12 protein-coding genes are annotated in these 13,243 nt (G+C 35.7%); 6 read left to right on the top strand and 6 right to left on the bottom strand.

Features of this window, described 5'->3' with window-relative positions:
- Window positions 1-6 precede the first annotated feature (6 nt).
- Genes DPQ89_RS11995 through DPQ89_RS18830 form a run of 3 tightly spaced genes read left to right on the top strand, consistent with a single transcriptional unit; the run spans window position 7 to window position 4,306 of the window.
- Complete coding sequence (locus tag DPQ89_RS11995; RefSeq protein WP_127717218.1) at window positions 7-1,296, top strand: imelysin family protein; 1,290 nt, start codon at window positions 7-9, stop codon at window positions 1,294-1,296.
- Window positions 1,296-3,482, top strand: a complete 2,187-nt coding sequence (locus tag DPQ89_RS11990) for a TonB-dependent receptor plug domain-containing protein (protein ID WP_127717216.1) — start codon at window positions 1,296-1,298, stop codon at window positions 3,480-3,482. Before DPQ89_RS11995 ends, DPQ89_RS11990 begins: the two co-directional genes overlap by 1 nt.
- A complete protein-coding gene (locus DPQ89_RS18830; RefSeq protein ID WP_127717214.1) occupies window positions 3,413-4,306 on the top strand; it encodes a sterol desaturase family protein in 894 nt (297 codons plus the stop codon). Before DPQ89_RS11990 ends, DPQ89_RS18830 begins: the two co-directional genes overlap by 70 nt.
- 10 nt (window positions 4,307-4,316) lie before the next feature.
- Here the strand turns inward: DPQ89_RS18830 and DPQ89_RS11980 are convergent, their stop codons facing one another.
- The 6 genes from DPQ89_RS11980 to DPQ89_RS11955 all read right to left on the bottom strand — a co-directional run bounded on the left by DPQ89_RS11980 (window position 4,317) and on the right by DPQ89_RS11955 (window position 10,069).
- Window positions 4,317-4,979 carry a hypothetical protein gene (locus DPQ89_RS11980; protein ID WP_127717213.1) on the bottom strand — a complete coding sequence of 221 codons (663 nt, stop codon included), beginning with the start codon at window positions 4,977-4,979 and terminating at the stop codon, window positions 4,317-4,319.
- A gap of 162 nt (window positions 4,980-5,141) precedes the next feature.
- Complete coding sequence (locus DPQ89_RS18755) at window positions 5,142-5,756, bottom strand: FKBP-type peptidyl-prolyl cis-trans isomerase (RefSeq protein ID WP_127717211.1); 615 nt, start codon at window positions 5,754-5,756, stop codon at window positions 5,142-5,144.
- 67 nt (window positions 5,757-5,823) lie between these two features.
- The gene (locus DPQ89_RS11970) at window positions 5,824-7,122 is read right to left on the bottom strand and encodes a MipA/OmpV family protein (protein WP_127717209.1); all 1,299 of its coding nucleotides are present in this window, start codon (window positions 7,120-7,122) and stop codon (window positions 5,824-5,826) included.
- A 43-nt stretch (window positions 7,123-7,165) separates the two neighbouring features.
- On the bottom strand, window positions 7,166-7,564 hold the full coding sequence (locus tag DPQ89_RS11965; RefSeq protein ID WP_127717207.1) for a hypothetical protein: 399 nt from the start codon (window positions 7,562-7,564) through the stop codon (window positions 7,166-7,168).
- Between the two features lie 5 nt (window positions 7,565-7,569).
- Window positions 7,570-9,108 carry a hypothetical protein gene (locus tag DPQ89_RS11960; RefSeq protein WP_127717205.1) on the bottom strand — a complete coding sequence of 513 codons (1,539 nt, stop codon included), beginning with the start codon at window positions 9,106-9,108 and terminating at the stop codon, window positions 7,570-7,572.
- 115 nt (window positions 9,109-9,223) lie between these two features.
- Window positions 9,224-10,069, bottom strand: a complete 846-nt coding sequence (locus DPQ89_RS11955; protein ID WP_127717203.1) for a lipid A-modifier LpxR family protein — start codon at window positions 10,067-10,069, stop codon at window positions 9,224-9,226.
- Between the two features lie 80 nt (window positions 10,070-10,149).
- On the opposite strand from DPQ89_RS11955, the gene DPQ89_RS11950 reads away from it, so the two are divergent.
- From DPQ89_RS11950 to DPQ89_RS11940, 3 genes are read left to right on the top strand one after another with little or no spacing between them, the layout of a single operon-like run.
- The gene (locus DPQ89_RS11950) at window positions 10,150-10,884 is read left to right on the top strand and encodes a hypothetical protein (protein WP_127717201.1); all 735 of its coding nucleotides are present in this window, start codon (window positions 10,150-10,152) and stop codon (window positions 10,882-10,884) included.
- Window positions 10,884-12,011 (top strand): NnrS family protein, encoded by a 1,128-nt coding sequence (locus DPQ89_RS11945; protein WP_127717199.1) that lies wholly within the window; start codon window positions 10,884-10,886, stop codon window positions 12,009-12,011. The genes DPQ89_RS11950 and DPQ89_RS11945 overlap by 1 nt, the downstream gene beginning before the upstream one ends.
- Window positions 12,012-12,045: 34 nt before the next feature.
- Window positions 12,046-13,227, top strand: a complete 1,182-nt coding sequence (locus DPQ89_RS11940; RefSeq protein WP_127717197.1) for a hypothetical protein — start codon at window positions 12,046-12,048, stop codon at window positions 13,225-13,227.
- Window positions 13,228-13,243 lie beyond the last annotated feature (16 nt).

Here is a 13,243-nt window from a genome sequence, read left to right as displayed (position 1 = left end):
ATTAACATGAAAAATTTTTTACTAATATCTCTACTTTGTCTATCAGCGGCCTGTGGAGATTTTAATACTTCCCTACCTGATACGAATAAAAATTCTACTATTGAATACTCGCAAGTAGACCCATTTACTGCGCAAGAAATATCGGACATGAACTCTGGGGAGTTTGAAAAAAGAAAACTCATAATGAATATTGGGCTTAATGTTCTTGTTCCTGCAACCCAACGTTTTTATGATGACACGGTTAACCTTCAAGTAAAAACGAGACTTCTTTGTTCTGCCTATCGTTCAGCAACAGATACAGTAGAGCTAGAAGATGAAATAAAGCAAACTTGGAAAAAAGCGATGGAGAGCTATCATTACCTTGAGGCAATGATGATAGGTCCAATACAAGAGAGAGATTACGAAATAAGATATAAGCTGTATTCTCACGCACTAACTAAGACAAATACCTGCTCTATTGATAAAGAAATAGTAAAGCTATTTGATAACCCTAACTATGTCTATAAAGAGAGTTTTAATATTACTGGGCTTGATGCCTTAGAGTATCTCTACCACTCTCCACCAACTCACTCTTGTTCAAGAGCGAGAGGAAATATGATAAATTGGTCTGAACAAAGTTTACAGGTCAGAAATATATCAAAATGTGCATACATACAAAGATCTACAGACTATATAATTAAGATTGCAAAAAGACTTAATGATTCTTGGAATCCACACTATGGAAATCTAACTAAAAGAATTTTAGAAAATGGAGTTCTTGGTGACGAGAACCAAACAATTAATAATTTTTCTGACTCTCTTTTCTATTTAGATAAAGTTCTTAAAGACAATAAACTTGCTATGCCATTAGGTTTAACAGACCTGTGTCCAACAGCAAGTTGCTCTAAAAGTGCAGAACATCAAATGAGTAAGTTCTCTATCAAGGCCATGTACTACAACCTCTTAGGCTTCAAGGCCTTATTTAATGGAAAAGACTATATGAATAGTCGCTCTATTAACGGTTTTGGCTTTGACGACTATCTTAAAGAGAATGGTGCAACAGAGCTTAAGAATAGAATGAATGCAAATATTGACCTAACTCTGACTAAGTTAGATCAGTTAAGTGATCAAGATCTAGTTTCACTTGTTGATAGCATGAACAAAGAAGATTGCTTGGCAACAACTCGAGAAGATAGAAAAGTTGAAATATGTGCAATTCACAAAGATATCAAGTCGATCTCAGATGATCTAAAAAATGACTTTCTTGTATACCTGGCCCTTAAAGCTCCTCGTCAAGCTCAAGGAGATAATGACTAATGTTACTCACTTTATTTGGCCTAATTACAATTGCAAATGCTCAAGTAATCCAAGCACCTGCGCCCGCACTAAAAGAACTTACTCCTTCTGCTCCAGTAGATGGAACAGTTTATATTTTTGGGGCAAAGGAAGAAACCTTTACACAAACTGGTTCCGCTCATGTGGTGTCGAAGGAAGAGTTAGCTGAATTTGAGTACGAGGACGCTGGAAAAATCTTAAAGAAAGTTCCTGGGGTTAATATCCAGGAAGAAGATGGTTATGGGCTTAGACCGAATATTGGAATGCGTGGAACTCATCCACATAGATCAAAGAAAGTGACTTTAATGGAAGATGGAATCCTTAGTGGTCCAGCACCATACAGTGCCCCTGCCGCATATTACTTTCCATTAGCTATTAGAGCACAATCAGTAGAGGTCTTTAAAGGTCCGTCATCAATTAAGTATGGCCCTAACTCAATTGGTGGAGCTGTTAACCTAGTCAGCTCTTCAATACCTTCAACAACTATGGGCGAGCTAAACCTATCAGCAGGTTCTTTAAAAAGAATTGGTGCAAAGACAGGCTCTAGCTCAGATGGTTCTGGATGGCTTTTAGAATATAATAACCTCAGTAGCGATGGCTTTAAGACTCTTCCAAATGGTGGAGAAACAGGCTTTAAAAAGAATGATCTCTTAGTAAAAGGAAGCTTATTTAAAGGAAGTAAGTCGGCCAAGAAGCAAAACCTAGTCCTTAAACTTGGCTACAGTGATGAAGATTCACACGAGACTTATCTAGGTTTAGCTAATAGTGACTTCTCAAGTGACCCTAACCAAAGATATAGCGCTTCTCAAAATGATAGAATGCTTAATGATCACCAATTGATTCAGTTACACTATGACTTAAAAGTAAATAGTGACCTTGATTTGAACACCAAGGTCTATCATCATCAATTTAGAAGAAATTGGTCAAAGTTTAACGGACTTAATAATAATACAAGTGTAAGCGAAATATTAGATGATCCTACGTCTGGAATAAACCAATATTACTACAGTATTATCAAAGGTGAACAAGACACTAGTGCCAGCAACGGAAGTGATTTAATTGTTATTGGAGATAATGACAGAAAGTACTTCTCTCAAGGTATTCAAACCGAAGTTACCTACTATGCAGACGATGCTTTAGGCTTTGAGCATGATATAAATATTGGGATGAGATTTCATAAAGATCAAGTAAAGAGACATCATAGCGAAAACCTATTCAATATGACTTCAGGATATCTTTCAAAGGCCACAGATACATATAAAACAACAACTTTAAATAAAGACGATTCTCAAGCTTTAATGACTTTTGTTAATGATCAAATTCAAATTAATGATCTTAAAGTAGATATTGGTGCAAGAGTTGAAAACGTTACAGTAAAGCGAGAGGATAAATTAATTGGACAATCCCACACTAGAAAGGACACTTACTTCGTGCCTGGAGGTGGAGTTTTTTATGAAGTTAACAGAGACTTTGGACTCTTAGCTGGAATAAATAAGGGTGTAACAATAGTTGGTCCAGGTCAAAGTGATCTCGTCGCTCCAGGAGAAAGTGTTAATTACGAAACAGGTGTTAGGTACAATGGCGTGATTTACGCTGAAACAATTGCCTTTTACAGTGATTATAAAAATATCAAAGGAAGTTGTAGTTTCTCATCTGGCTGTGATGACTCGAAACTAACAGAAGAGTATAATGGCGGGAAGGCAAAGATCAGAGGGATAGAAGCACTTATTTCTAAAGATATACGATATAAGAAGTGGACCTTTCCTGTATCTCTTAACTACACCCTAACAAGAGCAGAGTTTGACTCTACAACAATTTCAAATAATGAAGAATGGGGAATCGGTCAAATCAACCCAGGTGACCCACTTCCGTACATTCCACTTCAAAGGTACTCCCTTTCAACAGGCTTTAGAGTAGAAAACCTGAGTACTAGTATGATTTTTAACTGGCAAAGCAAGATGTATGATCAGGCAGTTCAAGTAGGAAGAAAGGAAATACCAGCCTACGGTGTTATTGATCTGGCCATGAAGTACAAGATAAGTGACGCAAGATTATTTTTAAAGGTTGAAAATATCTTTGATAATACTTATCTGGTTTCATACAGACCTTACGGAGCAAGGCCAGGCAAGCCTCGTCTCGTTACTGGAGGACTACAATACAGATTTTAAAGCTTTTAGAAGATCTCACTTCAACATTTACTTCGGCCCAAAGTAGGCTCTATCTACCAGTTCTACTTGGGTGTGCTTTATTTTGCTTTATCATTCGAAAAAATAAACTATATTCTAAAGGTGTAAAAGAGCTTTTTTCGCTTAAAACTTGGCTACATCCTTCTTCAAAAACTGACTTTTATTTATTCACGTTAAACTCTCTTATCAAAGGTCTTATCTTATTAACTTGGGCAAACCTACTACCAGAGAGTACAATTCTATTTCTAAGATTCTTAAGATCAGTTCTTCCAGAAATATCTCCCCTTCCACTTTACGGATCGATCTTAATTTTCACGGTTATAACTTTTGTTATCGATGACTTCTCACGCTTCTATACACACTATCTCCTGCACAAGATTCCATTTTTATGGAAGTTCCATCGTGTTCATCATAGTGCAGAAGTCTTAACCCCCATGACTTTACATCGATCACATCCAGTTGAGTCCATCATCATGTTCTTTAGAAATATTTTTACGTACTCTGTTTCAATAGCTTTCTTTATTTACTTGTATCGAACTAATTTAAGTGGCTACCAAATTCTAGGCGTGAATATCATTGGATTTATTTTTAATATGTGCTTATCAAACTTAAGACATAGTAATGTGCCGGTCACATTTGGTGTATTAGAAAAAGTTTTCATATCACCTTATCAACACCAGCTTCATCACAGCAATAATCCACAGCACTTTAACAAGAACTATGGGATTTGCTTATCAATATGGGATAGGTTATTTGGATCACTTCTACTTTCAAAGAATCAGAAAATAGAAGGTTTTGGACTCTAAGTGAAAACCACTATTGGTTTTTCACTGAAAACTTAGTTGCTCTTCTATAATCTAGCAATTGACTTCCGCTCCAAGTCTTTAATTGAAATGCAATTGTATTTAAAAAGAGATTATCTTTTGCGACCCACGAGATTCTTTTAAATACTCTGCCATTTTTGTTCACAATTCTAAACTCAGTGTAATCTACTTTAATACCTTCGTAGAAAGTTTCTCTTTGCTTATAAAGCTCTGCACGCTTACACCAAGTATTCTTAAGACAAAAGAACTCAGCGTCTAGAGACTCTCTTCTACGCTCGGAATATGTCTTTGCTAAAGAAGAATAGCTATATGACTTAGTCGTATTTTCATTTACTCCAAAACTCTCCGGACAAATTCTAGAGTTTCTTCTATTCGCTCTATCATTTTTGCGAATTTTGAGTTCGATAGTGTTAGAGATATGATCGGAGTTAGTAATATCCACCCTCGTACGCACAGAATAAGAACAATTCTCACCAGATGTTATTTGAACAATTTTTGGAGAGACAAACTCAACAAAGTTACCTACGTCTAGAGTATCGTCAAAAGCGACTAGCTCAGGAGTACCAGCTAAGGCCTGTGGAGCTGGAGTATCAAGTTCATTCTTTGTCCCACAAGATACAATTAGTACTAAAGATAATATCGAAATTAACTTCATCGTCACTCCCCTTCTAGAATTGGTGATGAGCTCGGATACTAGCAATATTTAACGCGTTTTGTAAAACGACTTTATTTAGTAAGGATATTTGTAAGAATAACAATGACTTAGTTGATATAACTTTTACAATCTCCCTCTAAGAAAGAGGGAGATAGAGAATAATTACTTAACAGCAACTAGCTCAACATCAAATACTAAAGTAGCATTTGGTGGAATTACTGGAGGAGAACCGGCCTCTCCATAAGCTAGAGTCGCAGGAATAGAAAGCTCCCACTTTGCTCCTTCTTTCATTAATTGAAGAGCTTCAGTCCAACCTGGAATAACACCATTAACTGGGAAAGAAACTGTCTCACCTCTTTGGTAAGATGAATCAAAAACACTTCCATCAATTAGTCTTCCCTCATAATGAGTTTCAACTGTATCAGTAGCACTTGGAGAATTACCTGTACCTTCAGTGATTACTCTATACTGAAGTCCACTCTCAAGAGTTACAACGCCTTCATTCTTGGCATTATTTGTTAGATACTCAGCACCAATCATTAGGTTTTCAGCAGAAGCTTTACCCATTTTTTCAGTGTGAATAGCTTGCATATGTGCTTGAAAACTTTGCATAGTTTCTTGCATTAACTCTGGTGCCATAGTCATTGCTTCACCATTAAAAGCGGCCTTAAAAGAGTTACAAAAAGACTCTACGTCTACTTCGATATTTTGCTCTTTAAAATCTCCACCAATTTGTTGTCCTAAGACATAACTAACGTTCTTCCAATCAACGCTCATATTTTCCCCTTTATTTTTTTAAAAGAGGCATCATAGGAGAGATATGTTAAAAAGTCCATGAAAGTGCTTAGAAATCATGTAAATAGAAGCCGCCGATATAATTGCTGCCACCTTTAATACGACCAAATAATGAAGAACTTTCAAAAATAGAAGATCTGTGATGAATCATCGCACCAATCCATGAATTATTCAGTTTTTGTGTCCTAAAGATACTTCCAAGATTGAAATCTATAGTAAAGTCTAAGAAATTCATCATCTTAGTCTCTCTATAGTTCTTCTCATTCATCTCTGTCTTTTCAATATAAGTTACAGAGTTTATGTATGAGAGCCCTTCTCCAACACCAAGCCTCCACAGAAATGGCCATTTAATCGGAAGATAGGCCTTAAAGACAAGTCCAAATTCCTGAGATCTATCTTGAACCTCACTTTTTTGATGCAGTGTGAGCATCGGCTGTAGATAAACCTGTATAGGTAGTGTTAGCAAAGTATCGCTAAGAGGAACTCCGTAGGAAAAGCTTGTTAAAGTGTTTTCATAGGGATCTTTGCGAGTATGAAGGCTTAAAATTTGATTCATATTAGAAGGAGTCGCTTCTGCAAATGCTACTCTAAGATAAGGTCTGCTCTTTAGTTTCGAAGATTTTTTCTTCGATTTACTCTTCATTAATCCAAATCCTAGAAAGCTCTCTACTTGGGAGCTAGACTTCATAGTAGATATTTTAGATGTGCTAGAGTCATATTTCTTATAGTTAATATTTGCGAGTAAGTGCAAATTACTCCAGATATGATATTTGGCCTTAACACCGGCACCAACTGAAGCTCCAAACCCAGGGGAATCTATATTTAACCCATAATACCTGTCGTTAAAAGAAGCAGATCTCAGCTCGACAAAGGCACGCGGTCTAAAATCAAGGCCTCCAAAAGAGAAATCCTTCTGGACATCAAAAACTAAATAACTTCTCATTGACCCGTCAAAGAAAAGTGAAGAAGCCGCCTGCAGATCGTTTTTAAAAGTATATGCATATTTTAAACCTGCATCAAATGAACTACCCCTAATACTATTTTGATATTCCTTCGGGATATCAAAGAACCTATACTTACTAGTTACACTAATAGAGCCATTCTCTTTTAAATCGAAAATTTTATAATCCACACTCAGACCTTCAATTTCGAGATTTCCCGACTTATAAAAGAATAAAGGAAGAACGTCAGATACACTTTGTTGAGAAGTATTGAAAGGGATTTTGGCATTTCTAAAACCTATTCCAACTCCCCAATCTTCAGGTTCAGACTCTTGTCCCAACACAGGAGAGACAGCAATAAGGAAAAATAACGTGTAAATAATTGAGTAGTTGATAGTTTTTTTCATGCAGCTAGATTACTTGTGGCATTTTCTTATGACAATAGAAAACCTAAAGCTTAAAACGATTACTAAGGTTTATACTCAATAACATAATCAGATAAATAATTGTGAGCGGTCCCCAGTTTATGAGAGCACTAATCCAAGTAGGTGGTCTTTTATTAGATGAAATATAAGTACTAAGACCTCTTTTCTTTGCCTCTAAATTAACTTCTGCGGCTTGTTCTTTTGTGATTTGATACGTGTGTAGGTTCTTGTTGACCTTGACTACGAGGAGATTTCCAAGAAATTGAATACCGGTAATTTTATTTCCATTAAAAAGTGCTTCTACATTGTCTAGTTTTTCAAAAGTCTCCGTCTCCAGAGACTTCATTGCATTAAAGAAGTTGTATCCTATAGAAATGAATAGCAAAACAAATAATAGAACATTTAATTTACTTCTTTTAGTCATAGGCACTAATCAATTGTATTATATAAAAACTCTCGGACCATTTTTTGATCCTCCTCCCATGATACCTCATTTTCGGAGATTTCTCTGGCCCATAAAATTTCTTCTTCTGTAGAGGTAGAGTTATTTAGTATTTCTCTTGCCTTACGCTCATTTTCTATCCTAGCTGAGCGTAACTTATCAAAGTCTAGAACTTTCTTACCCTCTTTTATTGGATCATCGTATGAAATTCCTCCAACCTGTCTCTTAGACTTTGTCTGAGGAATAAATACATAATCTACCTTTTTGATCCCCATTTTTTTGATCTGAGACTTTCTAGAAAAATTCTTAACAAAAGACTCAAATGCCGCTCTTGGAATATAGTTTTCAGGATCTTCACTTAAAGTATAACTAAGTGTTCTAATCATACCTAAAGTCCCTTGCCCATTAGAGTTTCTAGCCCCGTAAGAAAAAGGGTTAATATAGGAAATATTTTGAACGTCAAAAATTGATCTTAAAATATTTTGATGATTACCAACTATTCCTATTTTCTTAAGTTCATTTGTAGATGTAGTTGTACAGTTATATCCAGGAGTAATTTCTAATCCTTTAACTGTTCTCACTTTGTGATTTTCTTTTTCCAGCTGATCTCTAACACTTCTAAGTTTTTTCTTATCAACACCATAAGCATATAGCGTATAGGTAGGACGATAATTCTGCTGACCTTGAATCAAATGTCCAAAATAACTTGTTAGATCTGTATTTCCCGCAAGAACTTCTTTAGGGCCTACAAAGTAGAAGTTAAAGACCTCTCCTTTAATAGACATATCTTCTTGAACCTCACCCATACCAACAGTGAAATGTCCTGCCGCTGAACCGGGAGCATCTCCTTGTCTTCCACTGAGTGTTATAATAAGAACTGACTCACCGACTTCAACATCATAATTTTTCTTGTTAATAATTGTTCCTCTAAAAGGAGTTGAAGATTGAGAGTATTTATTCAAAGGCATCTTCTTAAGAATAAACTCTTCAGGGTCTTTAGAAAATTCTTCACTAGGAGGATACTGATTTTGGGCCTCAGCAGAGATTAGTCCTTTTTCAACAATAGCATTAATAACAAAGGTATCATCTTCGTAGTGTCCTTGAGTAACAACATCTTTATTTAAATAGTATTCTTTCGAGAACTTATCAAAGGAGTCATTATAAATAACTTTAGTGCGACCAAATTTAACTTTTTGTTCATTAATAAATAATTGTCCACTAGAGTCTTTCGTAAAGTGTCCATTGAGATCTTTGGTTCCAGCAAAAATTGTAGGGACCTTACTTGTATGTAAAGAACCATCAATTACTTCACCTTCAAATTCGAAAATATATCCAGGAGAATTAACAACCACATCATCGAGGGCATACTTAAATCTCTTATCAATCTCGACAATTAATGACTGTCCTTCAGTTTCGAAGTAAGTCTTATCATTTTTCTTAGAAAGTCTTCCTCGAAAATTTTCTGCGTAACTAGAGGCCGAGGCAAAGATAGATAGAATTAAAGCTGCTTTAAAAATATTTTTCATATGTTTCTCCGTAAGACAATATGAGCAAGACCTATGCCAAAAAAATGCTCTAATTAACTGAAATCAGAGTGGAGAAATTGTGTAAATAAAAGATAGTGTCTAAGAAGCGGACAGTTTAGAAGTGATACTTATAACCCAGAGTAGTCCACGAGTGCGGCTTGCCCCCTTTGAACTGGACTCCTTTAAAGCTGTTGCCAAGTCTAATTTCATGAGCTTTTCGACGGTAACGATAAAAGATTTTTCCCAGATAGTTCAAAGTCTTCACCTCATCCGAAGATAGTCCATACTCATCATCTGAAAAAACACCTCCTTGCAATTTTACGTCGAAGAAATTGAGATAGGCGCCAAACTGAATCTCAAATTGATGATTCTTATAGAATAAGACTTCTGATCTATAAGCAAAATGAAATTGAGTTGAATATGTCCCTAACTCTGCACGATACCAAGGGCCATAAGTAAAAGAATGACCTCTATTTTTTGTCCAAAGCTCATAATTAAAATTAAGTAAAAGATCATTTTTGAGCTGGTGGGCCCAACCATTTACTGGATGAGAGGGAAATAAGTCATGAATACCATTTTGTATCTTCTCACCGTAAGCAAGAGGACCAATAACACCAAGTAAGACTTCTTTTGAACTCTCCTTATCCTCAGCAATATATTTGTTGAACATAGAAGTATATAGAACGGCAGAGTAAGGATGATCTCCAGGCTGAGCTAGAGAAGTTCCTGTATCAACAGGAGTAGAAATTTCATGTTTAAAGCTTACCCCTGTCTCACTTTTATCCCCCAACCATTTCCATGGCCTGGCCGTGGCGAGCTTATCACTTTCATACTCTATAAGAAGCCCATTAGAGTAATAATAATCCGTCTGAGTTAAAATATCATTATCCAATTCCAAACTAAAAGAGTCTGCATGACTATTAAAAGAATATAAAATGGAAAGACAGATGAGATAGATCATATATTTCTTATCCCTATAGGTTAATCTTGTCTTACGACTCTAGGTTCGATAAAATCTCTTCATAATAACAAGAGGATAAAATGCAAAAAATACTAACGCTTTACACGTGGTTTGGGACTCCTAGAGTTGAGTCCGCTTCTATCATTGGTATCTATCTTATCAGTTATCTTAACTTTTTAAAAATCCCTCATGAGCTAAAACTTATGCCTATTGTCACTAAGAATAAAATTAAGCAAGAGCACGACGCTCTTCCAATTTTTAATATTAATGGGCAATTTCTAGGTCCTGACAGGGCCCTTCCAATGCTAGAAAGAAGCGTTGAAGGACTTTCTCCACGCATGTCAACTGAGTTCACAGATTTTGAGATTCTCACTCTTCATCAATGGTCCCTAAAAGAGCTTACTCAATCATATTTTTACTTTATGTTTGGGGTTAAAGATAACTTAGATAAGCTTCAGGACTATTTAAATAGTAATGTAAATTCGAGCAATCACGTCAAGCTAGATAACTACAGTTCATTTGTTGAGGAAGTCATCTCTCTTACACACCCTTGGAAAAGAGATTACTCAGAACACTTAAACCATATCATACAAATTTTAAGTGCATTAGAGACTAGGCTGAAAGAGAATACATTCTTAACTGGTGATAAACCTGCGCACTGTGATATTTCAACATTTGCAGGCATTCATGCTTTGTTTAATCCAATAATCTCAGAGTTTACAAATATAGAAAAAAGATTTCCAGCAATTATTAATTGGGCCCATCAAGTGGATAGTTTAACTGCCGGCCCTAATGTAAGAAGGTTTAGTAAATAATGCACTTATTAAAAGATCCGTTTAGACCCTATTTTATTCTAACAGCACTCGTAGCAATATTCGTTCCGATGTACTTTGTGGGTATACTAGTAAATGACTACTCTATCAATGAAGAGCTTATTTCCAGCTTTGCCTGGCATGGTCACGAAATGGTCTTTGGTTTAACAAGTGCTCTTGTAACTGGATTTCTTCTAACAGCTTCTGCAAAATGGACGGGAAAGAAGACTTTCACTCCTGCGGAGCTACTCCTATCACTAATACTCTGGATACTTGCAAGAGTTATTCTTATAGCTCAACCTTCAAGTACAATAATTATGGCAATTGTTCCTCTACCTTTTATTTACATTCTAATCAAAATGATAATTATCTTAAGGGGACAGAGAAATATTATTCCAGTGTGCTTAGTTCTATCTCTATTAACTACAGCTAATTATTTACACCTCTACAACTCTTTGCAATCAAACCAAGGGATGGTTGAGTTGAGTTATAAAGTTGCCACATTTTCTTTATTTATTCTGCTCTTTATTTTCTCAGGAAAATTAATAACATTCTTTTCGAATAATAAGTTTCCACAATCTAAAATCTCAATAGCGCCATTCATAAATTTGGCATCAATTATATTTTCATTGCTCTCAATTGTACTTCTGATGCTTGATAGTAAATATGAGTTATATACGAGCATATTTGCCGCAATATTTCTTACTGCTAGAACTTATCAGCTAGTCTCAAGAGAAACCATGAAAGACCCAATGCTACTTATTTTAAATTTAGGTCATGTATTCTTACCAATATATTTCTTTTTAAGATTTATTATTTTATTCAACGAAGATTTTTCAATAGGACGTTCAGATATCCATGCCTTTTATGCAGGAGGGCTGGGGCTGATTACGCTAGGGATGATCACTCGAGTAAGCCTTGGACACACAGGTAGAAAGATACTGGCTTCACGCTGGATGATCTTTGCTTTTGCTTGCACAGTGCTTGGAGCACTTCTAAGAGTATTTCACCCTATTTTCCTGGGAGATGCCATTAATATTTGGTTACATACTTCCATGGGATTTTGGACACTTGGTTTTATTATTTATTTATTTAATTTCACTAAGTTACTATTTAGTCCGCGACTATAAATTTGACGCTAATATATACAATTTCTAGACTTCTATGCTATCAATCGCTATGGCAAAGAAAAAGAAATTACAGTCCGGTTTTGAACTTGGTGGCATAGCCCCAAATATACTCTTAAAGCATGTTGAAAATACGGCCCCCTTTATATTCACAGGAGAATTAGACACTAGTGGACAAATGAGGGCCTATATTGAAAAGTTACGCTTATATAAGAAGAACCTTAAGTCCCTAAGTCAAATTAATCTCAGTGAGTATTTTCATATATGCTTAAGTGCGCATTGGAGTACGGCAGGTACATTTGTACCTACTGATGTAGATAATCAAATACGAGAAGGCCTTTGGAAACATAAATCAATTAAGAAACATATCGAGCGCATGACTGAACTAACAATCGAGTCATGGTCTTGGGATTATAGACAAGTTACAAATAGAATCTCCTACAATATTAATAATGAGCAAGTCCTTAGTACCCATGAAGGAACTTGGTTAAGTGTTGCTATTGGAGCTTACTGTGCTCTTAAAAAATATGAGATGGAGGACTTGGCCAAAAGCATACAAGATGTAATTCTCGCTGAAATAAAAAAAGAAGAAGACTTATTAGAGCAATTGAGAAAAGATCGCGATCATATTAATATGATTAGAACTGCACCTCTTGTCGCGCATAATTTTGGGGACCTAGATCGAGTCATGGTTCAATGGGATATGCATGAGAGTGACGAATTTTGTAAAAGTATTTATAAGTTAGGTCATATTGTAAATCCGCAGTACAACCCGCTTCTAGTCTATGCAGGAAAGGTAAATAAAGAATTTACTGCCAAAGAGAACCATAGACATATGGCCATGAGACAACCTAAATGTTTAAGAAAATCAAGTGACTTCTTAATTCCCGTAGGTCCTTTTATGGATGAATGGGGGTCAATAATTGGTAACTCTAAAAAGCTTGATCTTCAGGAAAAAGCAGAGATAGTTAACGCCTTATACGATGGGTACAAAAGACAAGAAGAGGCATTTGGATATATTAGAGCATTTCATGCAATTATCGCTACATTAGATGGAGGTTTAAAAGAGCTTGAAGAGTTCATCTCCTTCGATGTGCTTTCAGAATTAAAGAGTTCTGAATTCTTCAAAGAATCTTTAACAAGCAAAAAAGAATTCGAACAGTCTTATATTGATCGTCTTTCTAAATTCGAGTGCCCTTCAACAGGAATAGTTTTTTGAATCTTCCTTATACAAC

It is taken from the genome of Halobacteriovorax sp. HLS (assembly GCF_004006665.1).
Lineage (GTDB): Bacteria > Bdellovibrionota > Bacteriovoracia > Bacteriovoracales > Bacteriovoracaceae > Halobacteriovorax.
The sequence above is the reverse complement of the archived record's forward strand: the minus strand, read 5'-3'. Positions and strand labels throughout refer to the sequence as shown.